At 71.2% G+C, this 26,020-nt stretch carries 22 protein-coding genes; 11 read left to right on the top strand and 11 right to left on the bottom strand.

Features of this window, described 5'->3' with window-relative positions; all coding sequences use genetic code 11:
• The first annotated feature begins 5 nt into the window (after positions 1 to 5).
• Positions 6 to 1,226 carry a carboxylate--amine ligase gene (locus tag ATL40_RS05580; RefSeq protein WP_143556869.1) on the top strand — a complete coding sequence of 407 codons (1,221 nt, stop codon included), beginning with the start codon at positions 6 to 8 and terminating at the stop codon, positions 1,224 to 1,226.
• A gap of 12 nt (positions 1,227 to 1,238) precedes the next feature.
• Here the strand turns inward: ATL40_RS05580 and ATL40_RS05575 are convergent, their stop codons facing one another.
• The 5 genes from ATL40_RS05575 to ATL40_RS05555 form a co-directional block, all read right to left on the bottom strand.
• Positions 1,239 to 1,994, bottom strand: a complete 756-nt coding sequence (locus ATL40_RS05575) for an iron ABC transporter ATP-binding protein (RefSeq protein WP_098468671.1) — start codon at positions 1,992 to 1,994, stop codon at positions 1,239 to 1,241.
• Positions 1,991 to 3,061: an iron chelate uptake ABC transporter family permease subunit gene (locus ATL40_RS05570; RefSeq protein WP_245866792.1), complete on the bottom strand. Its 1,071-nt coding sequence runs from the start codon at positions 3,059 to 3,061 to the stop codon at positions 1,991 to 1,993. Before ATL40_RS05570 ends, ATL40_RS05575 begins: the two co-directional genes overlap by 4 nt.
• On the bottom strand, positions 3,054 to 4,076 hold the full coding sequence (locus tag ATL40_RS05565; RefSeq protein ID WP_098468670.1) for an ABC transporter permease: 1,023 nt from the start codon (positions 4,074 to 4,076) through the stop codon (positions 3,054 to 3,056). Before ATL40_RS05565 ends, ATL40_RS05570 begins: the two co-directional genes overlap by 8 nt.
• Complete coding sequence (locus ATL40_RS05560; protein ID WP_098468669.1) at positions 4,054 to 5,076, bottom strand: siderophore ABC transporter substrate-binding protein; 1,023 nt, start codon at positions 5,074 to 5,076, stop codon at positions 4,054 to 4,056. Before ATL40_RS05560 ends, ATL40_RS05565 begins: the two co-directional genes overlap by 23 nt.
• A 97-nt stretch (positions 5,077 to 5,173) precedes the next feature.
• A complete protein-coding gene (locus tag ATL40_RS05555; protein ID WP_169925884.1) occupies positions 5,174 to 6,319 on the bottom strand; it encodes a M23 family metallopeptidase in 1,146 nt (381 codons plus the stop codon).
• Positions 6,320 to 6,492: 173 nt separating this feature from the next.
• Between ATL40_RS05555 and ATL40_RS05550 the strand changes: the two genes are divergently transcribed.
• Positions 6,493 to 6,894, top strand: a complete 402-nt coding sequence (locus ATL40_RS05550; RefSeq protein WP_098468667.1) for an HIT family protein — start codon at positions 6,493 to 6,495, stop codon at positions 6,892 to 6,894.
• 39 nt (positions 6,895 to 6,933) lie between these two features.
• Here the strand turns inward: ATL40_RS05550 and zapE are convergent, their stop codons facing one another.
• Positions 6,934 to 7,956: a cell division protein ZapE gene (gene zapE, locus ATL40_RS05545; protein ID WP_098468666.1), complete on the bottom strand. Its 1,023-nt coding sequence runs from the start codon at positions 7,954 to 7,956 to the stop codon at positions 6,934 to 6,936.
• Between the two features lie 74 nt (positions 7,957 to 8,030).
• Here zapE and ATL40_RS05540 point away from each other — a divergent pair, with 74 nt between their 5' ends.
• From ATL40_RS05540 to ATL40_RS05520, 5 genes are all read left to right on the top strand, one after another.
• Entirely contained in the window at positions 8,031 to 8,510 is a 480-nt protein-coding gene (locus ATL40_RS05540; RefSeq protein WP_098468665.1) for a hypothetical protein, read from the top strand.
• 76 nt (positions 8,511 to 8,586) lie between these two features.
• Positions 8,587 to 9,174, top strand: a complete 588-nt coding sequence (locus tag ATL40_RS05535) for a DUF3000 domain-containing protein (RefSeq protein WP_245866787.1) — start codon at positions 8,587 to 8,589, stop codon at positions 9,172 to 9,174.
• Positions 9,167 to 10,420, top strand: coding sequence for a ribonuclease D (locus tag ATL40_RS05530; RefSeq protein WP_211283069.1), 1,254 nt, complete (start codon positions 9,167 to 9,169; stop codon positions 10,418 to 10,420). The genes ATL40_RS05535 and ATL40_RS05530 overlap by 8 nt, the downstream gene beginning before the upstream one ends.
• A 133-nt stretch (positions 10,421 to 10,553) precedes the next feature.
• Positions 10,554 to 11,765, top strand: coding sequence for a thiolase family protein (locus tag ATL40_RS05525; protein WP_098470311.1), 1,212 nt, complete (start codon positions 10,554 to 10,556; stop codon positions 11,763 to 11,765).
• Positions 11,762 to 13,879, top strand: a complete 2,118-nt coding sequence (locus ATL40_RS05520; protein WP_098468663.1) for a 3-hydroxyacyl-CoA dehydrogenase NAD-binding domain-containing protein — start codon at positions 11,762 to 11,764, stop codon at positions 13,877 to 13,879. The genes ATL40_RS05525 and ATL40_RS05520 overlap by 4 nt, the downstream gene beginning before the upstream one ends.
• 21 nt (positions 13,880 to 13,900) lie before the next feature.
• Here the strand turns inward: ATL40_RS05520 and pflA are convergent, their stop codons facing one another.
• Both pflA and pflB read right to left on the bottom strand, forming a co-directional pair.
• Positions 13,901 to 14,734, bottom strand: a complete 834-nt coding sequence (gene pflA, locus ATL40_RS05515) for a pyruvate formate-lyase-activating protein (RefSeq protein ID WP_098468662.1) — start codon at positions 14,732 to 14,734, stop codon at positions 13,901 to 13,903.
• 71 nt (positions 14,735 to 14,805) lie between these two features.
• Positions 14,806 to 17,076 (bottom strand): formate C-acetyltransferase, encoded by a 2,271-nt coding sequence (gene pflB, locus ATL40_RS05510; RefSeq protein ID WP_098468661.1) that lies wholly within the window; start codon positions 17,074 to 17,076, stop codon positions 14,806 to 14,808.
• Between the two features lie 160 nt (positions 17,077 to 17,236).
• On the opposite strand from pflB, the gene ATL40_RS05505 reads away from it, so the two are divergent.
• Genes ATL40_RS05505 through ATL40_RS05495 form a run of 3 tightly spaced genes read left to right on the top strand, consistent with a single transcriptional unit; the run spans position 17,237 to position 20,147 of the window.
• Positions 17,237 to 18,688 (top strand): GuaB1 family IMP dehydrogenase-related protein, encoded by a 1,452-nt coding sequence (locus ATL40_RS05505; protein WP_098470310.1) that lies wholly within the window; start codon positions 17,237 to 17,239, stop codon positions 18,686 to 18,688.
• Positions 18,685 to 19,407 (top strand): trimeric intracellular cation channel family protein, encoded by a 723-nt coding sequence (locus ATL40_RS05500; protein WP_245866784.1) that lies wholly within the window; start codon positions 18,685 to 18,687, stop codon positions 19,405 to 19,407. Before ATL40_RS05505 ends, ATL40_RS05500 begins: the two co-directional genes overlap by 4 nt.
• Entirely contained in the window at positions 19,404 to 20,147 is a 744-nt protein-coding gene (locus tag ATL40_RS05495; RefSeq protein ID WP_098468660.1) for an NUDIX hydrolase, read from the top strand. Before ATL40_RS05500 ends, ATL40_RS05495 begins: the two co-directional genes overlap by 4 nt.
• Here ATL40_RS05495 and ATL40_RS05490 read toward each other — a convergent pair.
• The gene (locus ATL40_RS05490; RefSeq protein ID WP_098468659.1) at positions 20,129 to 20,974 is read right to left on the bottom strand and encodes an ABC transporter permease; all 846 of its coding nucleotides are present in this window, start codon (positions 20,972 to 20,974) and stop codon (positions 20,129 to 20,131) included. The genes ATL40_RS05495 and ATL40_RS05490 overlap by 19 nt on opposite strands.
• A complete protein-coding gene (locus ATL40_RS05485) occupies positions 20,971 to 21,933 on the bottom strand; it encodes an ATP-binding cassette domain-containing protein (RefSeq protein WP_211283068.1) in 963 nt (320 codons plus the stop codon). Before ATL40_RS05485 ends, ATL40_RS05490 begins: the two co-directional genes overlap by 4 nt.
• Before the next feature lie 139 nt (positions 21,934 to 22,072).
• Between ATL40_RS05485 and ATL40_RS05480 the strand changes: the two genes are divergently transcribed.
• Positions 22,073 to 23,014 (top strand): aminoglycoside phosphotransferase family protein, encoded by a 942-nt coding sequence (locus ATL40_RS05480; RefSeq protein ID WP_098468657.1) that lies wholly within the window; start codon positions 22,073 to 22,075, stop codon positions 23,012 to 23,014.
• Between the two features lie 116 nt (positions 23,015 to 23,130).
• On the opposite strand, the gene acnA is transcribed toward ATL40_RS05480, so the two are convergent.
• Positions 23,131 to 25,914 (bottom strand): aconitate hydratase AcnA, encoded by a 2,784-nt coding sequence (gene acnA / locus ATL40_RS05475; protein ID WP_098468656.1) that lies wholly within the window; start codon positions 25,912 to 25,914, stop codon positions 23,131 to 23,133.
• Positions 25,915 to 26,020 lie beyond the last annotated feature (106 nt).

Below are 26,020 nucleotides of genomic sequence, written 5' to 3'. Positions count from 1 at the left end.
CCGACGTGACCCTTCCTCCCGTGCGCCCGATCGTCCTCGGCGGCGACATCGGCGCCTACGCGACCGCCCGCACCTTCCACGAGCGCTACGGCGTGCGCAGCGTCGTGCTGGCCGGTGTGGCCACCGGACCCGTGCGCGACTCGGTGGCGGTGGACCTGCGCATCACCGACGGCCTGGACGAGCCGGCCGGCATGCTCGCTGCGCTGCGCGCCGTCGTGGCAGAGCAGCCCGGTGCGCAGCACCTGGTGCTGGCCAGCGCGGACTGGCGGCTGGCGACCCTGTTGGAGGTCCGCGAGGAACTCGAGGCGGGCCCGGGTCATGTGCTGGTGCCCTACGCCTCACGCGAGATCGTCACGCGGGTCGGGGACAAGGCGGCCCTGGCGCACGCCTGCGCTGAACTCGGCGTCGCGACGCCCGCCACCCTCGTGGTCGAGCCCGGGAGCGCACCGGCGGCCGCCGACCTACCCGCGGACTTCCCGCTGATCGTGAAGCCGGCCTCCACCGCCGCGGCGCACGAGGTGTCCTACCCGGGCCAGGCCAAGGTGCACACGGTGCACGACCTGGCCGCGTTGCACGACCTGCTCGCCCGGATGGGAGCGGCGGGGATGACCGGCCAGGTCTGTGTGCAGGAACGGGTACCCGGCGCGGATGATGCGATGGCCGCCGTCAACGTCTTCCTGGACCCCGACGGTGCCGTCAGGTTCGCGCAACTGGGACGGGTGCTGCTGGAGGAGCACACGCCGACAGCGCTGGGCAACTCCGTGGCACAGGTCACGGTCCCCGGCTCCCACCCGGGCGTGGAGCAGGTGCTGGAGGACGTGATCCGCGTGCTGCGCCACCTCGGTATGACCGGCTTCGCCAACGTGGACCTGAAGCGGGACGCCGAGGGCACCTACCGGGTGCTGGAGGTGAACCCGCGGGTGGGTCGCAGCGGCTATGCCGTGACCGCATCGGGCTACGACATCGCCGAGATGTACGTCAACGCCTACCTGGAGAAGGTTCCGGCGCAGCGCATCACCGGTGAACACGAGCACCTGTTCACCGTGGTGCCTCTCGCGGTGCTGCACAGGTACGCACCCGACTCCGCGGCGCTGGTGCGGCGGCTGCGCCGAGCCGGCGCCGTGACCAACCCGCTGTACTACCGCGCGGAGCGTCACCCCCGGCGCTGGGCGTGGATCGCCGTCGCGATGGTGAACCAGGCGCGCAAGTTCGCCCGGCACTCCTGAGCCTGCCCGGTCCTACCAGTACACCGCGACGCGCCGGTCGCCGTGCTGCACCACGTCCACCGGGGTGTTGAAGACCTCGGAGAGCACCTCGGGGGTCATGATCTCCTCGGGCGTGCCGATGTGCCGCACCTGCCCCTGCGTCATCGCCACGATGCGGTCGGCATAGGCCGCGGCGAAGTTGATGTCGTGCACCACGACGACGATCGTGCGCCCCAGGTCCAGCGCGGCGCGGCGCAGCCGCTGCATCATCGCCACCGCGTGCTGCATGTCCAGGTTGTTCAGGGGCTCGTCCAGGAGCACGTACTCGGTCTCCTGGGCCAGCACCATCGCCACGAACGCGCGCTGCCGCTGGCCCCCGGAGAGCTCATCGACGTACCGGTCCTGCAGGTCCAGGAGGTCCAGGAACTCCAGTGCGCCCTCGATCGCCACGGCGTCCGCGGCGTCCAGGCGCCCCTGGGAGTGCGGGAACCGGCCGAGCGCCACGATCTGCCGGACCGTCAGCCGCGCCACGATCTGGTTCTCCTGCCGCAGGATCGCCAGGTGCTGCGCGAGCTGGCGGGGCTTGGTGGTGGCCACGTCCCACTCCCCCACCCGCACCGTGCCGGCATCGGCGCCGAGCAGACGGCCCACGATGGTCAGCATCGTGGACTTGCCGGCGCCGTTCGGGCCCACGAGGGCGGTGACGCCCCCGGAGGGGATCCGCAGGTCCACGGGTCCCAGGGCGTGCACGTCGCCGTAGCTCTTGGAGACGGCCTCGAGGTCGATCATCGCAGTCCCTTACGCAGCAGGTAGATCAGGAACAGGGTGCCGCCGACGAGTTCGATGACCACGGTCACCAGCCCGCCGGCGTAGAAGACGTGGCGCAGCACGAAGTAGGCGGCCAGCAGTGCCAGGGTGCCCAGGACGGCCGCCATGGGCAGCATCCGCGCGTGGGTCTGCTCCCGGACCAGCTGGTAGGTCAGCATCGCCACGATGAACCCCAGGAACGTCATCGGTCCCACCAGCGAGACCGACACCGAGACCAGCACCGCCACCAGCACCAGCACGATCAGGACCTCGCGGCGGTAGGCCACGCCCAGGCTGGTGGCGGTCTGGCGACCCAGGGCGACGACGTCGAGCACGTAGCGGCGACGCCACAGCACCGCGCACGCGCCGGCGACCACGAGCGCGGCCCACGGCAGGTAGGCACCGTCCGCGGTGGAGATGTTCCCGAACAGGCGGGCGGCCAGGATGTCGAACTCGCTCGGGGTGAGCATGCGCTGCATGAGGGTGGCGGCGGAGGAGAAGGCCATGCCGAGCACGATGCCCACGAGCAGGGTGACGTGCAGGGACAGCCGCAGCCGGGTGAACAACCAGCCGTACAGGATCGTGGCGAAGGCCACCATGAGCGCGCTCTGCAGGCCCACCTTGACCAGGCCGTCGGTCTCGGCGAGTGCGGCCGAGCCGAGGAAGAACACCAGCGCGGTCTGCACGAGGCGGTACAGGGCGTCGAAACCGAGCACGGCGGGGGTGAGGATGCGGTTGCCCACCAGGGTCTGGAACACCAGTGTGGCCACGCCCTGTGAGGCGCCGACCAGCACGATCGTGGCCACCGACTCCAGCCGTATCGCCACGATCGTGGGGAACCCGGCGTGGGTGAGGGGAACCGGGATCGCCCAGGTGAGGATGCCCACGGCGCATGCCAGCGCGAGCGCGAGCGCGATGAGCGTCACGGCGCCGTCATGGTGTGTGCGCCAGGCCTGACGGACCCGGTGGCGGCGGGGCGGGTGGTCGGCCACGGCGGGAGCAGCGGAGGGTGCGCGGACCTCGACCGCGCTCGTGTCCAGGTCAGTCACGTCGGGCTCCCTTCAGGACCAGCGCGATGAACACCACGGCGCCCACGACGCCGAGCACCATCGCGACCGGCACCTCGAACGGCCAGCGGATCAGGCGCCCGACGATGTCGCACGCGGTGACCAGGGCGATGCCGCCGAGCGCGACCCACGGTGTGGTCGCGCGCAGGTCGTCGCCCCGCAGGATCGAGACCATGTTCGGGACCACCAGACCGACGAACGGGAGGAACCCGACCACCACCGTGGTGACCCCGGTGGCCAGGGCCACCAACGCTGTCCCGGCGAACAGGACGCGCTCGTAGTTCACCCCGACCGTGGTGGCCACATCCCGACCCAGGCCCACGACCGTGAGGCGATCGGCCATGAGCATGACCATCAGCATCACGGCGGCCACGAGCCACAGCACCTCGTACTGACCCCGCACCACCGAGGTGAAGCTACCCATGAACCAGGTGCCCAGCATCTGCAGGTAGTTCGTCTGGAACGCGATCATGGTGGTGAAGGCGGATACCACCGCTCCGAGCATCATCCCGACCACGGGCACCACCAGGGTGGTGCGCACCTGGATCCGGCGCAGGATCGCCATGAAGACCAGCGTGCCGAGGAACGCGGTCAGGCTCGAGGCGATCATCTGCACCGTCAGGCTCGCCTGCGGCCAGAGAATCACCACGAGCAGCAGCCCCAGCATGGCCCACTCGGTGGTGCCGCTCGTGGTCGGCTCCACGAAACGGTTCTGCGTCAGGCGCTGCATCACGAGGCCGCTGACCGCCATCGCACTGCCCGCGAGCACGAGTGCGAGCGTGCGCGGCACCCGGGTGATGAGGAACATCTCCCCGCCGCCCTCGCTGCTCAGGTCGTAGACGCCGACGAACAACGAGACGACGACCAGGGCCGCGGTGACCAGTGCTGCGAGCAGCAGCGCGTGGCGCCGCACCCAACTGGGTGCGGCGCCACGCGCCTGGATCGTGCTCACCTCGGTATCAGCAGTCCGCGACTCAGGAGGCAGAGCCGAAGGCATCCGCGATCTGGTTGAACAGCGTGGTGTAGGACTGGATGTCCTCGGTGAGGTAGAAGGCGGGGTCGAGCACGATGACCTGGCCCTTCTCGACGGCGCTCACGCCGGCGAGAGCCTCGGAGTCCTCGATCACGGCGCTGGCCGGGACGTACTCACCCTCCGGCGGCACGGCGCCGTCGCGGTCCAGCACGATGATCCAGTCCGGGTTGGCCTCGGCGATCGCCTCCACCGAGATGTCGTCACCGTGGGTGGGGTCCTCGGCGTCGGACTCGATCGCGGCGTTCAGCCCCAGGGCCGGGAACACCATGCCGACGCTACGACCGGTGCCGGGCGCGCTGTAGGAGATCTCACCCCCGGAGGTGATCAGACCCACGACGGTGTCGGTGCCGTTGTAGTTCTCGCTCGCGGCGGCGATGGCGGCGTCCAACTCCTCGTTCAGGGCGGCGGCCTCGTCCTGGTGGCTGAAGATCTCCCCCAGGGCCGTGGCCTGGCGCTTCAGCTCGGCCACCTCGTCCTCTCCCTCACGCGGTGCGAGGTCGATCACCACGGAGTCGGGGTTCTGGGAGACCAGGTCCTCGTAGTGGCCTTGGAAGCGGTACCCGCCGATGATCAACTCGGGCGAGGCGGCGATGATCGCCTCGAGGTCGGGCTCGCCGTGATTGCCGATGTCGGCCACCGACTCGTCCTCGGTGTACTCCGGCCACACGGACCCCATGATGCCCTTGGGCGCGGCCACGAGCTCGACGTCCCAGTCCGAGAGGGTCTGGAACACGTGGTTGTCCAGCGCCACCACCGTGGCGGGGTTCACCGGGACCTCCACCTCACCGTAGTTGTCCGTGATCGTCACGGCCTCGGTGTCCTCGTCCGCGGCAGCGCTCGACTCGGTGCCCTCGGCGGAGTCGGAGGTGTCGGCGGACGAGTCCCCGCTGCTGCACGCGGCGAGGAAGAGGGCGGGCGCGATCGTCAGCGCGAGCAGGCGGCGCGCCGGGACAGACTTGAGCATGCGGGGCTCCATCGTTGAAACAAGTTGGTGAGGCGATCCTTACAAAGGACTGCCTAACCTTGCAACAACGAAGGGGCGACTTAGCCTGTGACGTGCCTCACTCCGCGGTCGCGCTCGGGGTCGGCGTCGGTTCGGTCGCGCTCGGCTCGGGGCTCGGCTCGGGGCCTGGGTCCGGGGTGGGCGACGGCGTGGGTGTCGGCGACGGGGTGGGTGTCGGCGACGGGGTGGGTGTCGGCGACGGCGTGGGTGTCGGCGACGGCGTGGGTGTCGGCGACGGCGTGGGTGTCGGCGACGGCGTGGGTGTCGGCGACGGCGTGGGTGTCGGCGTGGGCGACGGCGTGGGTGTCGGGGTGGGCGTGGGCGACGGCGTGGGTGTCGGCGTGGGCGTGGGCGACGGCGACGGCGTGGGTGTCGGCGTGGGCGTGGGCGTGGGCGTCGGCGTCGGGGCGTACGCCCCGGAGCGGAGCTTCTCCTGAGCCTCCAACCAGTCCTCCGTCAGCGGCACGGGCGTGATGCGCGTCCCCGACTCCAGGTCGATCCCGCGCGACCGCATGAACACCACCGGGTCCACCGCGTTGCCCTCGATGTGAACGGTGAAGTGGAGGTGCGGACCGGTCGAGCGGCCCTCGTTCCCGACGACCGCAATGATCTCGCCGCCGAGGACCTCCTCACCCTCGGCCACCAACACGCCGTTGCGGGACATGTGGTTGTACGTGGTCACGATCCCGTCACCGTGGTCGAGCGCCACGACCCACCCGGAGATCCCGCCGTACTGCGCGCTCCCATTGGTGACCGAGAGCACCGTGCCGGCGCTCGCGGCCCGGATCGGGTGCCCCAGGGGCGCCGCGATGTCGATGCCGTTGTGCAGTCCACCCACCGTCACCCCGGGGATCGCTGCGCGGTAGCCGAAGGGGGATGCGAAGCGGCCGGTCGGCAGCGGATGCACCCACCCGGCGTCGGACGCCTCGGCGTCCGGCGCCACCCGCGGGTCGTCCTCCTCCTGCGCGCTCTCGAGAACAGGCGGGATCGCGACCACGTGCGCGGACTCCCACCATGCACCGGGGCCTGCGGAGTCCACGGGGATCAGGTCGTCCATGTGGGTGTCGATGCCATGGACCCCGCTCGCCTGGATGAGCGCGAGATCGATCGGAGCCTTATAGCGGCGCTGGTCCGCCGGGTCGACCTGCGTGGCCATCGCACCCGGACCGAGCACGAGCGCCAACACCGCGACCAGGCTCGTCACCCATGCCAACCGCTGTGCTCGCATAGCCGTCCGTTCTCCGGGGCGCCCCACACCACCGGCTCACAAGAGTGGAGGCCGAATGGCCTGGATCACACGCTAGCGCACGTGCGTGTGCTCGGCACGCCGATGGCCAGAGCCCCAACCTCGGGTTCGCCCTCCGGTACGTTCGTGCCATGGCCACGCTCTTCACGCAGATCATCGCCGGCGAGATTCCCGGCCAGATCATCCACTCCGACCCGGAGTGCGTCGTCTTCCTCACCATCGCCCCGGTCACCCCCGGTCATGCTCTCGTGGTGCCCCGGGCCGAGATCGATCACTGGATCGAGGCGGATCCGGATCTGCTGGCACACCTCACTGCCGTGGCGCAGCGGATCGGGAGGGCTCAGCTCACCGCGTTCGGGGGGAACCGGATCGGGCTCGTCGTGCAGGGATACGGCGTGCCGCACCTGCACCTGCACGTCTTCCCCACCACCGGGCCCGAGGACTTCCGCCACATCGAGGGCGAGCAGGCAAGCCCCGACCAGCTCGCTCAGGCGGCGGATCGACTGCGCGCCGCGCTGGCGCACCTCCCGTAGGCCCTCGACGCCGGTCCCGACGTCGCAACCACCTCGTGGTCACTCGCCAGGCCACTCGCGGTGTGTCAGCGCACCCAGCCGGGACAGCGCGCGCAGGTACTTCTTGCGGTATCCCTTGGCGAGCATGCGCTCGCTGAACAGATCCGCCACGCCGCTCGGTCCGAGACGGACCGGCAGGTCACGGTCGTACAGGCGGTCCACGAGCACCACGAGACGCAACCCGACCATGTCCTCGTCGATCCCGTGCGCCCCGGTGATCACCACCGCATCCAGGTCGTCGACCAGTGCCCCGTACCGCGAGGGGTGGATCGTGGCGAGATGGGCGAGTAGGGCGTCCCACCCGTCACAACTGACGCGCGCACCGCTCGCCAACGCTCCCTCGAGCGCACGCTCCACCTGCGCCACCGACAGCCCCTCGTGCTCCGGCAGACCGGAACGATGCCGGTAATCGGGCCCGTCGATGCGCAGGATCTCGAACCGGGAGGCGAGCGCCTGGATCTCGCGCAGGAAGTCCTCGGCGGCGAAGCGGCCTTCCCCCAGCGCCTCGGGCAGTGTGTTGGACGTGGCCACGAGGGTCACGCCGGCGTCCGCCAGTTCGCGTAGCAGCCGGGACATCAGCACGGTGTCGCCCGGGTCGTCCAGTTCGAACTCGTCGATCGCGACCAGGGCGCGTCGGGAGAGCACCTGGACGCACTCCGCGAACCCGAGCGCACCCACCAGGTGGGTGTACTCCACGAACGTGCCGTACGCGGAGCGCTCCGGACCGATCTCGTGAGCCAGGGCCGCGAGCAGGTGGGTCTTGCCGACCCCGTAGCCACCGTCGAGATACAGGCTCGGCGGGGCAACGGGCCGTCGCAACAACCCTCGGCGGCGCGGGGTGCGGATCTGGTCCGCGAGATCCGCCATCCGCGCCATCGCCTCACCCTGGGAGGGGTGCGCGGGGTCGGGCCGGTAGGAGGAGAAGGTCGCGGCGGCGAACTGCGGTGGCGGGACGAGACCGGCGAGCAGGTCGTCGGGGGTGACGCGCGGCTGGCGCGAGGTCAAGGACTGCGACTCGGACACACGAGGAAGCCTACGGCGCGAGCGGCGAACGCCGTGGCGTCTAGGCTGGAGGCAGCGCAACGAGGAGGACCCACATGCCGCAGACCGTTCTGGTGCTCACCGAGCACGCCCTCTCCGACCGGGACATCGCCAACATCGAGGCGGTCTCTCCGAGCGAGGACGTGCGCTACCGACTGATCGTGCCGACCGAGACCTCCCGCAGCGTCGTCCTGCAGGTGATCGACTCCCTCGCGCTGCTCGACCTTCGCGAGGCGTGGGACAGCATGACCGGCGAGCGCAGCGGCCACGACCCCGCCGAGGCCGTGTTGACCGCCAGCCGCGAGGCCATGGAGGCTGCCGGGCTCGAGGTGGCCGCCGGCGTCGTGGCCGACGACCCGATCGCCACCCTGCGCGAGGAGTCCGAGTCCGCCGGGGACGTGCTGCAGGTCCTGACCGTGACCGACCCGCACGCCTTCGAGGACACGGTGCACCGATCCTGGGCGGATCGCGCACAAGATGCCCTGGGCCTGCCGGTGCTGCACATGTACGCCGGCACCTCCCGCCTGGGAACCTGACCCGGACGAGCACGAGGCGAGACCTCCTCGGCGCGCCCCCACCGTCACCCCGGCTGCTGCCCTCTACCCTGGCCAGGTGTCCACGACCGACGAGCCCGGGCTTCCCGAGGAGTTCGAGGCCGCGCTGCTGAGCCTGCGCGGCGTGCAGACGCGCCCCGAGGTGCACCTGGAGGAGGTACCCCCTCCCACCCGCATCGCGCCCTGGGCGCTCGCACTGACGGCCGAGGTGAACGCCACCGGCGAGGTGGAGGACATGCTCGGGAACGGCCGATTCGTGGTGCTGCACGATCCCGAGGGCCAGGAGGCGTGGGAGGGCACCTTCCGCGTGGTGGTCCTGGTACGCGCCACCCTGGAGGACGAGCTCGGCGAGGACCCCCTGCTGGGTCAGGTCGCCTGGTCGTGGCTCACCGATTCGCTACACGAGGCCGGGGCGAGTTACCACGCGCTCTCGGGCACCGTGACCCGGGTGCTCTCGGAGACCTTCGGAGGCCTCGAGGTCCGGGAGAACCAGGTGGAGATTGAGATCCGGGCGTCCTGGACACCGCACGGGACGGACCTGTCGGGTCACCTGGCCGCCTGGGCGACGGCCACGGCCTGGGCCGGTGGGCTCCCGCCGCTGCCCGCCAACGTCACGACCCTTGCCCAGCGCAGGCGTCGTGGCTGAGGACACGCGGGCCGCCACGGGCCAGGATGTCGAACCGCTGCTGGAGCCCCGCGAGGGCGTGCCCGCCGTCATCACCACGCAGCAGGAGTTGCACCGATACGCGCAGGCGCTCGCGGCGGGCAGCGGCAGCGTCGCTGTCGACGCCGAGCGCGCATCCGGGTTCCGCTACAGCCAGCGCGCCTACCTCGTGCAACTGCGCCGCGCCGGGGCCGGTACGGCGCTGGTGGACCCGATCGCCCTGCCCGATCTGAGCGTGTTGAACGAGGCACTGCGCGGCGTGGAGTGGGTACTGCACGCCGCCAACCAGGACCTGGAGTGCCTGCGCGAGGTCGGCATGACACCGGATGCGCTCTTCGACACCGAGCTCGCCGGCCGGATCCTGGGCCGCGATCGGGTGGGCCTGGGCGCCATCGTCGCAGCAGAACTCGGGCTCGGGCTCGCGAAGGAGCACTCGGCCGCGGACTGGTCCACACGCCCCCTCCCGGAGAACTGGCTGCGGTACGCCGCGCTGGACGTGGAGGTGCTCGTGGACCTGCGCGACGCGCTCCACGCCGACCTGGAGTCCCAGGGGAAGTGGGCGTGGGCCGAGCAGGAGTTCGAGCACGTGCGCACCCTGCCACCCCCTGCCGCACGCGTGGAGCCGTGGCGGCGGCTCTCCCGCATCACGACCCTGCGCGGCTCCCGGGCCATGGCCGTGGCCCGGGAGCTCTGGTACGCCCGTGACGAGGTCGCGCGCGAGCGGGACACCGCCCCGGGCCGGATCCTGCCCGATCGCGCCATCGTGGCGGCAGCCGCGGCCATGCCGCGCGACCGCGCCGGACTGGCGCGGCTGCCGGAGTTCAGCGGACGCGGCACGCGTCGGCGTGTGGAGCGCTGGTGGGCGGCCGTCGCCCGGGCCCAGTCGCTACCGGAGCAGGACCTGCCCTCCCGGCGGGGGCCGCGAACCGACGACATGCCGGCGTCGCGGAGTTGGGCGCCCCGTTTCCCCGAGGAGGCGGAGCGGTTGCGTGCCGTGCGCGCCACCCTGCGCCGGATCGCCGGCGAGGTCGGCACACCGCAGGAGAACGTGCTCACACCCGACACCCAACGCAGGATCGCGTGGGATCCGCCCTCGCCGGTCACGGCTGAGGCCGTCGGGGAGCGGCTGCGGGTCCTGGGCGCGCGCGCCTGGCAGACCGAACTCACGGCGCCGGCGATCGCCGCGGCGCTGCGCGACCCCGCGAGTGTGCCGGACGACGCGGCGTAGCGAGGCGGGGTTTCCGGTACGGCGGGTTTCAGGTACGCCGGGTCTCAGGTAATGTGTCCTGTGACATCGACGTCCAGTCGCATCGCAGCGACACCCCGGAGGCGCAATCGTGACCACATCCACCACCACCGGCATGCTCGGGCGCCGCGTCGTCCTCGTGGACGGCGCCCGTACCCCGTTCGGGCGGGCCAGGCCTGATGGCCTGTACGGCGCCACCCGCGCCGACGACCTGCTCGTTACCCTCGTGCGCGAACTCATGCGCCGCCACCCCGAGGTGAGCCCCGACCGCATCGGCGAGGTCGCGATGGCCGCCACCACCCAGTCCGGTGACCAGGGACTGACCCTGGGGCGCACCGTGGCCCTGCTGGCGGGTCTCGGCCAGGAGGTACCGGGCTACGCGGTCGACCGGATGTGCTCCGGAGCGATGACAGCCACCACCCAGGTCGCCGCGCAGATCGCGGTCGGTGCGATCGACATCGCCCTGGCCGGCGGGGTGGAGCACATGGGACGCCACCCGCTCGGCGACGGTGCCGACCCGAATCCGCGGTTCATGACCGAACGCCTGGTGGACTCCGACGCCCTGGTGATGGGCGCCACCGCCGAGAACCTGCACGATCGCTACCCTGCGTTGACCCGCGAACGCGCGGACGCCTACGGCGTGCGCAGCCAGCAGCGCTACGCCGCGGCGCTGGCCGCCGGGCGCATCGACGCCGACCTGGTGCCGGTCGCGGTGCGCGGCGAGGACGGCGCGTGGGGCCTGGCCACCGCCGACGAACCGCCCCGACCGGAGACCACCCTGGCGGGGATAGCGGACCTGAAGACCCCGTTCCGCCCCGGTGGCCGGGTCACCGCCGCCACCAGTTCGCCGCTGACCGACGGGGCGACGGCGTGCCTGATGATGGCCGAGGACGTCGCCGCCGACCTGGGCACCCCCGCCCGCATGCGGTTGGTCTCCTACGCCTACCGCGGCGTGGACCCGGCCCTGATGGGCATCGGTCCCGTGCCCGCCACCGAGATCGCCCTGGCGCAGGCTGGCCTCGAGATCGGGCAGATCGGCGCGATCGAGATCAACGAGGCCTTCGCGGTGCAGGTGCTGGCCTTCCTCGATGCCTTCGGCATCGCAGAGGACTCCCCGATCGTCAACCCCGACGGCGGCGCGATCGCCATGGGCCACCCACTCGCCGCGTCCGGGGTCCGCCTCGCCGTGCAACTCGCCCGGCGCTTCGAGGCCGACCCCAGCATCCGCTACGGCCTGACCACGATGTGTGTGGGCCTGGGCCAGGGCGCCACCGCCGTGTGGGAGAACCCCCACCACCCCGACTACACCCCGCAGGAGAAGAAGTGACCACCACCCGCGTCCTGGTCCGCGACGTCGACCTGCCCACCACCGACGCCCCCCGCGGCGGCGGCACGCTCGCTCTGATCACCCTCGACAACGGTGACCTGCGCGCGCCCAGCACGCTGGGTCCGGAGACCATCAACGAGCTCACCGGGGTGCTGCTCGGTCTGCGCGAACGCGCCGCCGCCGGGGAGATCGCGGCGGTCGCCGTCACCGGGAAGCCGTACGTGTTCGCCGCCGGCGCCGACCTCAAGCGCGTCTCGCAGGTGCACGAGCGCACCGCGGCGCTCGCTCTCGGTCGCGACGGGCACGCGGCCTACCAGTTGCTCGCGGAGCTGGGCGTGCCCTCGTTCGCGTACGTCAACGGGGTGGCCCTCGGCGGCGGGCTGGAACTCGCGATCGCCTGCGACTACCGCACCGTCTCCGCCACCGCCCGGCCGCTCGGACTGCCCGAGACCTCCCTGGGCCTGGTGCCCGGGTGGGGCGGTGCCACCCGCCTGGCCTCGATCGTGGGCACCCCGGCGGCGCTGGACATCATCCTCACCCGCGGGATGACGGGCCGGCACCTCTCGGCCCCGGATGTCGCCCGCCTCGGGCTCGTGGACGCCGTGTTCGAACCGGCGGACTTCCTCGAGCGCTCCATCGCGTGGACCGCGGCCGTCCTGCGCGGTGAGATCACGCCGACGCGCCCCGAGCCGGAGTCCCGGGCCTCGACGGATGCCGCGTTCGCCGTCGCCCGCGCCCAGCTCGACGCCGTGGTCGGTACCTCGCGTCCGGCGCCGCACCGTGCCCTCGACCTCATGGAGCGCGCCCGCGACCGCAGCGTGGCGGAGTCCTTCGTGGCCGAGGACGAGGCCCTGGCCGACCTGGTGATGACCGACGAGATGCGTGCCAGCGTGTACGCCTTCGGCCTGACCACCGCGGCCAAGCGACCGACCGGCGCGCCGCCGAAGGAGGCGGCGCGACCCGTGCGACGCGTCGGCATCGTCGGCGCCGGGCTCATGGCCGCGCAGATCGCCTACCTGGTCGCGCGCAAGATGAAGGTGCCGGTCGTGATGCGCGACATCGACACCGCGCGCGCCGAGGCCGGCCTCGACCACGTCTCCCGCGAGGTCGCGAAGGCCACCAAGCGCGGACGGCTCAGCGAGGGTGCCGCGGCACGGGTGCTCGGGAGCGTCTCGGCGACCACCGAGATCACCGCGCTGGCCGACTGTGATCTGATCATCGAGGCCGTCACCGAGAAGCTCGAGCTCAAGCAGCGGGTCTTCGCCGAACTCGAGGAGATCATCCCGGCCGAGACGGTCCTGGCCACCAACACCTCCGCGCTCTCCGTCACGGCGATGGCCTCACAGTTGCGCCACCCCGAGCGGGTGGTGGGCCTGCACTTCTTCAACCCTGTGGCCGCGATGCCGCTGGTGGAGGTCATCCGTGCCGAGCAGACCGACGAGTCCGCCCTGGCGACCGCGTTCGCGGTCACCAAGGCGCTCGGCAAGAGCGCCGTGGCCTCGGCGGACCGTCCGGGGTTCATCGTCAACCGGCTCCTGGTCCTGCTGATGGGCCGCATCATCGCGGCGGTGGAGAACGGCACCCCGGTCACGCAGGCGGACCACGCGCTGGACGAGTTGGGGCTGCCGATGCCGCCGTTCCAGCTCTTCGACCTGGTGGGCCCCGCCGTCGGCCTGCACGTGCTGACCTCGCTGCGCGAGGACCTCGGCGAGCGGTTCCCCCGCTCCCCCGGCCTGGAGGCGATCGTGGCCACCGGTGCCACCGTGGTGACTGAGGCGCCCGCGCCCGGGCTCCCCAAGCGGGTGGCGCCCTCGCTGCAGGCCGTCTTCGACGAGCACCGCGACCCGGCCGGTCAGCGCGGCCCCGTGCTGGACGCCGTCGGGGTGCGCGAGGACGTGCTGGAGGCGCTCGCCCGGGAGATCGACCTCATGCTCACCGAGGGCGTGATCAGCGAGCCGAGCCAGATCGACACCGCGATGATCCTCGGCGCCGGCTGGCCCTTCCACCTCGGCGGGATCACGCCCTACCTGGACCGCACCGGCTGGTCCCAGCGTGTGCGGGGTGCGCGGTTCCTGCCCGAGGGCGTCGCGGACGTGGGAGGACACCGATCCTGAGGCCCGTGGTCCCCTCGGGGCTCAGTAGGTGGTGAGCCCAGCCGCCCGGAACATCTCGCGCACCTGCTCGGTGCGCGCGGCATCCGGCGGCTGGGTCTCCCCCAGCTCGTACGGCAGCCCCAGCTCGGCCCACTTCTCCCGCCCCATCTGATGGAACGGGAGGATCTCCACCCTGCTGACAGAACTCAGGCTCGCCGCGTACTGCACGATCGGTTCGATGTTCTCGTCCACATCGGTCAGGTCGGGGACCTGCACGAACCGCAACCAGATCTCGATCCCGAGGTCGGCCAGGCGACGCCCGAAGTCCAGGGTGGGCTGCAGGTCGCGGCCCGTGACGCGGCGGTAGGTCTCCGGGAGTCCGGACTTCACGTCCAACAGCACGAGGTCCACATCCGCCAGGAACTCCTCGCTCGCATTGCGACCGAGGAAACCCGAGGTGTCCAACGCGGTGTGGACGCCCATCTCCTTGGCTCCCCGCAGGATGCGGTGCGCGAACGCCGGCTGCATCAGGACCTCGCCCCCCGAGAGGGTGATCCCACCCCTGGTGGCCTTGAACACGTTGCGGTAGCGGCGGATGCGGGCGAGGAGGTCCTCGGCTCGCACCGGCTTGCCGTCACGCATCTTCAGGGTGTCGGGGTTGTGGCAGTACAGGCACCGCAGCGGGCACCCCGAGAAGAAGGTGGTCATCCGGGTGCCGGGGCCGTCCACCGCGGTGACCAGCTCCCAGGAGTGGATCATCCCCACCTCCCCGGTGCGCATCCCCGCCAGCATCTCGCTGCGTTCGGCGTCCACGTCGCCCAGCCCGCCGAGCGCGCTGGGACCCGTCGGCATACCCAGGCCGATGCTCGTCGTCATGCACTCCACCCCTCATGGCGGCGCCGGGTGGGAGGACCTCCCACCCGGCGCACGATCGGTGACGCTGCGCGTCAGACGGACTCGTGGAACGTGCGGTTGAGCACGTCCCGCTGCTGCTCCCGGGTGAGCTTGACGAAGTTCACCGCGTAGCCCGAGACCCGCACGGTCAGCTGCGGGTACTTCTCCGGGTTCTCCATCGCGTCCACGAGGGTGTCCTTGTTCAGCACGTTGATGTTCGCGTGGAACAGACCCTCACCCATGCCGGCGTCCAGGATGCCGACCAGGTTGGTGACCTGCTCGTCCTTCACCCGGCCCAGGGCGGAGGGGGTGATGGTGTTCGTCAGCGAGATGCCGTCCAGGGCGTCGTCGTAGTTCAACTTCCCGACGCTCATCATCGAGGCGATCATCCCGTGCGTGTCCATCCCGTTCTCCGGGTTGGCACCCGGGGAGAACGGCTCCCCCTTGCGGTGCCCCGAGGGGAAGTTGCCGGTCGCCTTGCCGTAGACCACGTTGGAGGTGATCGTCAGCACCGACTGCGTCGGCACGGCGTCCCGGTAGGTGGGCAGCGCACGGATCTTGTCCATCACCGTCTTCACCACGAGCTGGGCGAGCTCGTCGGCGCGGTCGTCGTCGTTGCCGTAGATCGGGAACTCACCCTCGGTGATGTAGTCGACCACCAGACCGGTCTCGTCGCGCACCGGGGTGACCGTGGCGTACTTGATGGCCGAGAGGCTGTCCGCCACGATCGACAGGCCCGCGATCCCGCATCCGAGGGTGCGCAGCACCTCGTCGTCGTGCAGGGCCATCTCGATGGACTCGTACGCGTACTTGTCGTGGCTGTAGTGGATGATGTTGAGCGCCTCCACGTAGGTGGCGGTCACCCAGTCCAGCATCGCGTCGTACTTGTCCCAGACCTCCTCGAAGACCAGCGGACCGTCTGCGGTGATCGGCTCGTAGCCCGTGACGATCTGCTTCCCGGTCATCTCGTCCCGGCCGCCGTTGATGGCGTACAGCAGCGACTTCGCGGCGTTCACGCGGGCCCCGAAGAACTGCATCTGCTTGCCCACCCGCATCGGCGAGACGCAGCAGGCGATCGCGGCGTCGTCGCCCCAGTGGCCACGGATCTCGTTGTCGGACTCGTACTGCAGGGCCGAGGTCTCGATGGAGATGGCGGCGCAGAAGTCCTTGTAGCCCTCGGGGAGCTCGTCGCTCCAGAAGATCGTGATGTTCGGCTCCGGGGCGGGCCCGAGGTTGCGCAGGGTCTGCAGCAACCGGAAGGAGGTCTTGGTGACCTGGGTGCGGCCGTCCTCGCTCATGCCGGCGTCGGACCAGGTGGCCCAGTACGGGTCACCGGAGAAGATCTGGTCGTAGTCGATGGTGCGCAGGAAGCGCACGATGCGCAGCTTGATCACCAGGGCGTCGATGATCTCCTGGGCCTCGTCCTCGGTCAGGGTGCCGGCGGCGAGGTCACGCTCGAAGTAGATGTCGAAGAAGGGCGAGAGGCGGCCGATGCTCATCGCGGCGCCGTCCTGGCTCTTCACCGAGGCGAGGTAGCCGAAGTAGGTCCACTGCACCGCCTCCTTCGCGTTCGCGGCCGGGCGGGAGAGGTCGAACCCATAGATGGTGCCGAGGTTCTTCAGCTTCTTCAGCGCCTTGATCTGCTCGGAGTGCTCCTCGCGACGGCGCGCCCACGCCTCGGAGAACGGGGCGTCGACGTCGGAGTCCTTCTCCTTGAGCTTCTGCTCGATGAGGAAGTCCACACCGTACAGCGCCACGCGGCGGTAGTCGCCGATGATCCGGCCACGGCCGTAGGCGTCCGGGAGCCCGGTGACGATGTGGGCCGAGCGGGCGGCGCGGATCCGCGGCGTGTAGACGTCGAAGACGCCCTCGTTGTGGGTCTTGCGGTACTTGGTGAAGATCTCCTTGACCTGCTCCTCGGGCTCCTTACCGGCCTCGCGGATCGCGGTCTCCACCATCCGCCAGCCGCCGAACGGCATCATGGCGCGCTTGAGGGGGACGTCGGTCTGCAGGCCGACCACGACGTCGTCGTCGGCGCTGATGTACCCGGCCGGGAAGGCGTCCACGTCCGCGGGCGTGTGGGTGTCCACGTCGTAGACGCGGTTGGCGCGCTCCACCGAGAGGTAGTCCTTCTCCAGGGTGTCCCAGGTGCGCAGGGTCTTCTCGGTCGGGCCCGCGAGGAAGGCCGCGTCACCGGTGTAGGGGGTGTAGTTGCGCTGGACGAAGTCGCGCACGTCCACCGACTCCGTCCAGGGACCGGTGGCGAAACCGGACCACGCGTCGGCGCTCTGCGACTCTTCGACCGGGGGTGTGGCGATGCTCATGGCTTCCTCCTGCTTGTGGCTGGACCGAGGTGCTGGTTCTTGACCAAGACGTTACGCAGCGATGATCTCCACCGCGCGGGACCCTGGTCCCGAGGACCCTGTGACCCCCCTCACGCTATGTGATATGGGCCACCACGGCACCCTGACCTACGCTGAGGGCATGCGCTTTCTCCCGGGTCAGGAACCCTCGACCGACCTCACCTACGGCGACGTCTTCCTCGTCCCCTCGCGATCGGAGGTCACGAGCCGGTTCGACGTCGACCTCACCCCCCAGGACGGCACGGGCGCCACCCTGCCGATCGTCGCGGCGAACATGACCGCGGTCACCGGCCGGCGGATGTCGGAGACCCTCGCCCGCCGCGGAGCGCTGGCCGTGATCCCGCAGGACGTCCCGACCGAGATCGTCGCCGAACAGGTGGCCTGGCTCAAGGGCCGCCACCCGGTGGTCGAGACCGCCGTGCACGTCACCCCGCGCCACACCGTGCACGATGCGCTCGCGCTGATGACCAAGCGTTCCCACGGGATGGCCGTGGTGCTGCAGGACGAACGCCCCGTGGGCGTGGTGACGCCGGTGGACTGCCAGGGCGTGGACCAGTTCACCCAGGTCGGTGAGGTAATGGCCGCGACCCCCACCACGATCCCCGAGGCCACCCTGGAGCAGGAGGACGCGGTGGTGCGCGCCTTCGAGGAACTGCACCACGCCCGCCGCAAGGTGGCGCCCGTGGTCCGGGCGGACGGCACCCTGCTGGGCGTGCTGACCCAGTTGGGCGCGCTGCGTTCCTCCATCTACCGGCCCGCGCTGACCGCGCAGGGCGCGCTGCGCACCGCCGCGGCCGTCGGGATCAACGGGGACGTGGCCGCGAACGCCGAGGCGCTGCTGGACGCCGGGGTGGACGTCCTGGTGGTCGATACCGCCCACGGCCACCAGGAGAAGATGCTGCAGGCGCTGGCCGCAGTGCGCGCGGTCTCCTCCGATGCCGTGGTCGTCGCCGGCAACGTGGTCACCGCCCAGGGCGTGGAGGACCTGGTGGGCGCCGGCGCCTCCATCGTCAAGGTGGGCGTGGGCCCCGGCGCGATGTGCACCACCCGCATGATGACCGGCGTGGGGCGCCCCCAGTTCTCCGCGGTCCTGGAGTGCGCGGCCCGCGCCCGCGAGCTCGGCGCCCACGTCTGGGCCGACGGCGGGGTGCGCCACCCGCGCGACGTCGCCCTCGCCCTGGCGGCCGGCGCCTCCCAGGTGATGGTGGGGTCCTGGTTCGCGGGCACCCACGAGTCCCCCGGGGACCTGCGCACCGACGGCGACGGCCGGGCCTACAAGGAGAGCTTCGGGATGGCCTCCGCACGGGCCGTGAAGGCCCGCACGAGGGCGGACTCCGCGTTCCAGCGCGCCCGCAAGGCGCTGTACGAGGAGGGCATCTCCGCCTCCCGGATGTACCTCGACCCACAACGACCCGGCGTGGAGGACCTGCTGGACTCCATCACCTCCGGCCTGCGCTCCGCCTGCACCTACGCCGGGGCCTCCAGCCTCGCGGAGTTCCATGCCCGTGCCGTGGTCGGTGTGCAGTCCGCCGCGGGCTATGAGGAGGGCAGGCCACTGCCCGCCGGCTGGTGAGCTCCCTGCCCGAGGCGCTCCACACCGTGGGCTGGGTGATCGCCGAGGGTGTGGACGTGCCCGCGGCGAGCGGGGAGGTGGTCCGGGTGCTGGACCTGCTCGGTGTCGCGGCCAACGCCTTCCTCGCCTCCGTCCTGGCCCGGGAGCGCCGCTTCGACCTGGTCGCCTTCCTCGTGCTCGGGGTGGCGGCCGGACTCGGCGGCGGGATGATCCGCGACACACTGCTGCAGCAGGGACCGCCCGTGGCCCTGACGGACCCGGCCTACCTCAGCGTGGCCCTGGGCACCGCCGTGGTGTTCTACCTGATCCGGGTCGAGGCGCGCTGGTGGCGCGGCGGGATCCGGATCATCGACGCCGTGGCGCTGGGTACCTGGGGCGCGGTGGGAGCCCAGAAGGCGGTCCTGGCCGGGCTGCACCCGCTGCCCGCGATCCTCCTGGGCACCATCACCGCCGTGGGTGGTGGCATGGTGCGCGACCTGCTGCTGCAACGCACACCGATCGTGTTCGGCGGCAACACCCTGTACGCCACGAGTGCCACAGCGGCGGCCGCCGTCGTGGTCCTGGCCGATGCCCTCGCACCCGAGGGCTATGAGAGCGTGACCGTGCTGCTCGCCGCAGTGATCGGCGGCGGGCTGTGCCTGATCTCCTACCGGCGCGGATGGCGACTGCCGGAGGCGCGGGAGTGGCGCCTACGTCTGCGCGGACGGAGAGTGGAATGACCGTCCCGGCTCCCGAGGAGGCGCGGCGCGCCCTGCGTGCTCTGGTGGACCAGCCTCGCGCGTGGCACACCGATCTCGGGGAGGTTCCGAGCGGGACCGCCCTGCGGCGCTCGGCGGTGCTGCTGCTGTTCGGCCCGCTGGAGGAGTCCGATCACGTCGGTGCCGCCGCGCAGGCGGATGTGGACGTCCTCCTGACCCGCCGCTCCGACGCCCTGCGCCACCACCCCGGCCAGGTCGCCTTCCCCGGAGGCGGCATCGAGGAGGGTGAGGCCATCGAGGACGCCGCGCTGCGCGAGGCCGTGGAGGAGACCGGCCTGGACCCCCGGGGCGTGGAGATCCTCGGTGCCCTGAGCGCCGTCCCCGTGCTGGCCTCCGGGAACGCGGTCGTACCGGTCGTGGCGTGGTGGCGCCGCCCCAGCCCCCTGGTGGCGGACGGCGTGGAGACCGCCGAGGCGTTCCGCGTGCCCGTGCGCCACCTCGTGGACCCCCGGGTGCGCGGAACGGTGAAGATCGAGCGGCCCGGGCGGCGCTACCGCGGTCCGGCGTTCGCGGTGGACTCCGGCCACGTGGTGTGGGGGTTCACGGCACACGTGCTGGACGCCCTGCTGGAGGCCCTCGGGTGGGCCGGGCCGTGGGACCGCGACCGGGAGATCAACGCTCCCGGGTTCGGACCGGGCACACCCGGCACGTCGGTGCCGCCCGGTTCCTCCCCACCCGCCTCCTACCGCGGATCGCGGTAGCGCCACATCGTCAGGGTGCCGAAGACGGCGATCAGAGCGGCCGACCACCCCAGGGTCCACACGAGCTCCGGGCCGGGCGCGGCGCCCGCCATGAGGTCGCGCACCGCCGTGACCAGGTGCGCCACGGGGTTCACCCCCACCCACGCCTGCAGCCACCCCGGCATCGTGGCGGGGTCCACGAAGATGTTCGAGCCGAACGTCAGCGGGGTGATGATCAACATCGCCACCCCCATGATCGATCCGGGTGTGCGCAGGATGAGGCTGAGGAAGGTCCAGATCCAGCCCAGGGAGAACGCGAAGACGAGGATCAGCGCGACGCCCAGCACGACTCCGACCACCCCGCCCTGCGGGCGCCACCCGATCGCGAGCCCGACCAGGGAGGTGATGACGGCGGCGATGGTGAACCGCACCGCATCGCCCAGCAGCATGCCCACCAGCGGCGCCGGACGCCACACCGGCAGCGAGCGGAACCGGTCGAAGACCCCCTTGCCGATATCGGTGCGCAGGGTGTGCCCGGTGTACATCGTGATCATGATCAGCGACTGCACCAGGATGCCCGGGAGCAGGAACTGCACGTACCCACCGGTCGACCCCGCGAGCGCACCCCCGAAGAGGTAGGTGAACAGCAGCGTCATCATGATCGGGAACACGGTGACGTCGAACAGCTGCTCCGGGACGTGCTTGATCTTCAGCATGGCGCGCCAGCCGAACGTGAGGGAGGCGGACAGCGCGCTCGGGCGGGTGGGGCGGGCGCCGGAGGCCAGCGCGTGGGCGATCGTCACCGGGGCCTCCTGCTCCGGCTGCGTGGTGGCGGTGGGGGCGCTCACGCCGCCTCCTCCTCGCCGCCGGTCTGCGTCGCGTGACCGGTGAGCGCGAGGAACACCTCGTCCAGACTCGGTTGCCCGAGCGAGTACTGCGCCAACACGATGCCGCTCTCCTCCAGGCTCGTCAGGGCACGGGCCACGCGAGAGGTGTCCTCCAGCGTGACCGTCAAGGCCTGCGGGTCACCGGACTCCACCACCTCCACCCCCAGCGCCCGGGTGAGCAGATCCCGGGCAGCCGCCCGCTCGGAGGGGTGCATCACGCGCACGTGCAGCGATCCCGCGCCCACGGAGGCCTTCAGTTGGCTCGAGGAACCCTCCGCGATCACCCGGCCGGAATCGATCACGCCGATCCGGTCCGCGAGTTGATCGGCCTCCTCCAGGTACTGGGTGGTGAGCATGACGGTGGTGCCGTAGCGCACCAGGGCCCGGATGATCTCCCAGACCTCGTTGCGGCTGCGGGGATCCAGCCCGGTGGTGGGCTCGTCCAGGAACAGCAACTGCGGCGTGACGACGATGGAGGCCGCGATGTCCAGGCGGCGGCGCATCCCGCCGGAGTAATTCTTGGCCTGCTTCGCGGCGGCCTCGGCCAGGCCGAACGCCGCGAGCAGTTCCTCCGCGCGTTCCCGCGCCGCCCGCGGTCGATAGCCGTACAACCGCGCCAACAGGATGAGGTTCTCCGCGCCCGTGAGGTCCTCGTCCACGGAGGCGAACTGCCCGGTCATGCCCACCGCGCTGCGCACCGCATCGGCCTCCCGGACCACGTCGTGACCGAGCACCCGCGCCTCGCCCCCGTCCGGGGCCACGAGCGTGGCCAACATCCGGATCGTCGTCGTCTTCCCGGCACCGTTCGGACCGAGGAAGCCGTACACCCCGCCCTGCTCGATCGCGAGGTCGACGCCGTCGACCGCCCGCATCTTCCCGTAGACCTTCGTCAGACCCCGGGTCTGGACGGCAAGTGTCATGGGCCGCTCCCCTCCGTCGGTGATCGTGCTCCTCGGGAGCAGGGTAGAGCAGGGCACCGACATCGAGGAACGGAATTGTCGCGATCCACCCCCCGAGAGCACCCGACAGCACCCGACGGATTCCGACAGACTGGACCCCATGACGACGCAGCACCCGTCGCCGCCACCCCGCGGGGCGCCACCCGGGGACGTCGTCGTGACCGATGCGCTCGCCGCGGACCTCCTGGCGGCGCAGGCACCCGCGCTGCTCCCGCTCCCCCGACACGTGGCCGCGCAGGGCTGGGACAACGTCATGATCCGCCTCGGGGCCGACCTCGCGATGCGGCTGCCGCGACGCGCCGTGGCCGCGGAACTCGTGCTCGTGGAGCAGCGCTGGCTGCCCGCACTCGCCCCCGCGCTCCCCGTGCGGGTCCCCACGCCCCTCGTGCGCGGGGTGGCGCAGGCCGGGTACCCGTATCCGTGGAGCGTGGTGCCGTGGCTGCCGGGCGTCCCGGCGGCCACCCTGATGAGCGGCGGTACGCGGGTCGGGACGGGCGACGACGAGGAGCCCTGGGCCCGGGACCTGGCCGCCGTGCTCGCCGCCCTGCACCGGCCGGCCCCGGCGGATGCGCCGCACAACCCCGTGCGGGCGGTGCCCCTGGCCGGGCGCGCCGCGTCCATCAGGGAGCGGATCGAGCGGATCGGTGCCGACTGGGCAGTGCCGATCCTGGACGCCGGCGTGGGTGCGCCACGGCACGACGGGGTGCCGCGCTGGGTGCACGGCGACCCGCACCCCGGCAATGTGCTGCTCGGCGAGGCGGGCGAGCTCGCTGCCCTCGTGGACTTCGGTGACCTCAGCGCCGGGGACCCCGCGTGCGACCTCGCCGCGGCGTGGCTGCACTTCGGACCGAGCGGCAGGGCCGCCTTCCGCCGGCGCTACGACGACCTCGTGCCCCGGCACCGGGAGGGCCGATGGGAGCGCGCCGCCGCGTGGGCGCTGGCGATGGCCTGCGCCGTGGTGGAGCAGGCGCCGGACGACCCCACCAATCGCGGCTGGGCCGATGCGGCGCTGGACTCCCTGCGCACCGACGCCCCGGGGTGAGGACGGCCGGGACCTGAGGAGACCCCGCACGTGGCGAGAAGACCCCGGACATGGCGAGTGCCCCGCCGGTCCGGCCGGCGGGGCACTCGCGCGAGGTGTTACGGGGTGAGCACCACTCAGGCGACGAGCGAGCGCAGCACGTACTGCAGGATGCCGCCGTTGCGGTAGTAGTCCGCCTCACCGGGCGTGTCGATGCGCACCACGGCGTCGAAGGAGACCACCGTGCCGTCCGCCTTCGTGGCCGTGACGGCCACCGTGGCGGGCGTGGTGCCCTCGTTCAGCGCGGTGACCCCGGCGATGTCGAACGTCTCCGTGCCGTCCAGGCCGAGGGAGTCCGCGGACTCCCCCGCCGGGAACTGCAGCGGCAGCACGCCCATCCCGATGAGGTTGGAGCGGTGAATGCGCTCGAAGCTCTCGGTGATGACGGCCCGCACCCCCAGCAGGGCGGTGCCCTTGGCGGCCCAGTCGCGCGAGGAGCCGGATCCGTACTCCTTGCCACCGAGCACCACGAGCGGCACACCGGCCTCGGCGTAGGCCACGGAGGCGTCGTAGATCGAGGTGTCCTCACCGGTCAGGTGGTTGACCGTGAAGCCGCCCTCCACGCCCTTGCCCTCGTTGCGGTCGGCGAGCAGCTGGTTGCGCAGCCGGATGTTCGCGAACGTGCCGCGGATCATCACCTCGTGGTTGCCGCGGCGGGAGCCGTAGGAGTTGAAGTCCTTGCGCGCCACGCCGTGCTCGGCGAGGTACTTCCCGGCCGGGGAGTCCACCTTGATGGCGCCGGCGGGGCTGATGTGGTCGGTGGTGACCGAGTCGCCCAACTTGGCCAGGACGCGGGCCCCGGAGATGTCCGTGACGGGCTCGGGCGTGTGCCCCATCCCGTCGAAGTACGGGGGCTTGCGCACGTAGGTGGACTCACCGTCCCAGGAGAAGGTGTCGCCCTCGGGGGTGTCCAGACCGCGCCAGCGCTCGTCGCCGGTGAACACGTCGGCATAGTCCTTGGTGAACATCTCGCGGCTGATGGAGGCGTCGATCGTGGCCTGCACCTCCTCCGGCGTGGGCCACAGGTCGCGCAGGAAGATCGGCGCACCGTCCTCGGTACGGCCCAGCGGCTCGCGGTCGAAGTCGAAGTCCATCGTCCCGGCCAGCGCGTAGGCGATCACCAGCGGCGGCGAGGCGAGGTAGTTCATCTTCACGTCGGGGTTGATGCGACCCTCGAAGTTGCGGTTCCCGGACAGCACCGAGACCACCGCCAGGTCCTTGTCGTTCACGACCTCGGAGACCTTCGGGTCCAGTGGTCCGGAGTTGCCGATGCAGGTGGTGCAGCCGTACCCGACCAGGTGGAAGCCGAGCTTCTCCAGGTAGGGCCACATGCCGGCCTTCTCGTAGTAGTCGGTCACCACCTGGGAGCCGGGCGCCATCGAGGTCTTCACCCACGGCTTGGACGTCAGCCCCTTCTCCACGGCGTTCTTGGCCAGCAGCGCGGCGGCGAGCATCACGGAGGGGTTGGAGGTGTTGGTGCAGGAGGTGATCGAGGCGATCGCCACGGCGCCGTGGAAGAGCTCGAACTCCTTGCCGTTGGAGTCGGTCACCGGGAAGCGCGGCATCACGGCCTTGCCGATCGCCGGGGAGTCCGAGGCGGGGAAGGACTCCCGCTCCGACTCGTCGATCATGTTCATGATCTCCGGGGCGTACACGGTCAGGTCGCGGGCGAACTGCGTCTTGGCGTGCGAGAGCTCGATGCGGTCCTGCGGGCGCTTCGGCCCCGCGATGGAGGGGACCACCGTGGACAGGTCGAGCTCGAGGTACTCGGAGTAGACGGGCTCGATGTAGCCGGGGTCGCTCGGGTCGAGCCACATCCCCTGCTCCTTGGCGTAGGCCTCCACCAGCGCCATCTGCTGATCGCTGCGGCCGGTCAGGCGCAGGTAGTCCAGCGTCACTTGGTCGATCGGGAAGATCGCGGCGGTGGAGCCGAACTCGGGGCTCATGTTGCCGATGGTGGCGCGGTTGGCGAGCGGCACCTGCGCCACGCCCTCGCCGTAGAACTCCACGAACTTGCCCACCACGCCGTGGCCGCGCAGCATCTCGGTGATCGTCAGCACCACGTCCGTGGCCGTCACACCGGCGGGGATCGAGCCGGAGAGCTTGAAGCCCACCACCCGCGGGATGAGCATGGAGACGGGCTGACCGAGCATCGCGGCCTCCGCCTCGATGCCGCCCACGCCCCAGCCCAGCACACCCAGGCCGTTGACCATCGTGGTGTGGGAGTCGGTGCCCACGCAGGTGTCCGGGTAGGCGCGCAGCACCCGCTCGCCGTCGACCTCGACCTCGCGGGTCATGACGACCTGCGCGAGGTACTCGATGTTGACCTGGTGCACGATCCCGGTGCCCGGGGGGACCACCTTGAAGTCGTCGAAGGCGGTCTGACCCCAGCGCAGGAACTGGTAGCGCTCGTGGTTGCGCTCGTACTCGAACTCCACGTTGCGCGCGAAGGCGTCGCGACGGCCGGCGATGTCGATCTGCACCGAGTGGTCGATGACCAGTTCGGCGGGTGCCAAGGGGTTGATCTTGGTCGGGTCGCCGCCCAGGTCGGCCACGGCCTCACGCATCGTGGCGAGGTCGACCACACACGGCACGCCGGTGAAGTCCTGCATGACCACGCGGCCGGGGGTGAACTGGATCTCGGTGTCGGGCTGCGCGTCCGGGTCCCAGGAGGCGATGGCGCGGATGTGATCCGCGGTGATGTTCGCGCCGTCCTCGGTGCGCAGCAGGTTCTCCGTGAGCACCTTCAGGCTGAACGGGAGCTTGGCGGCACCCTCGACAGCGGCGAGCCGGAAGATCTCGTACGAGGCGCCGTCGACCTCGAGCGTTCCTTTGGCGTTGAAGCTGTTCGGTGTGCTCACGGGCTCTCCTTCAGTCGAGGCAATTTATCTTGACGTCAAGATATCGCAGGTGGACCCTCGAACGCACGCGGCTCGCGGGACTCCCCCAGCATCCCACCGCCGAGCG

Source organism: Serinibacter salmoneus, assembly GCF_002563925.1.
Taxonomy (GTDB): Bacteria; Actinomycetota; Actinomycetes; order Actinomycetales; family Beutenbergiaceae; genus Serinibacter; species Serinibacter salmoneus.
The sequence above is the reverse complement of the archived record's forward strand: the minus strand, read 5'-3'. Positions and strand labels throughout refer to the sequence as shown.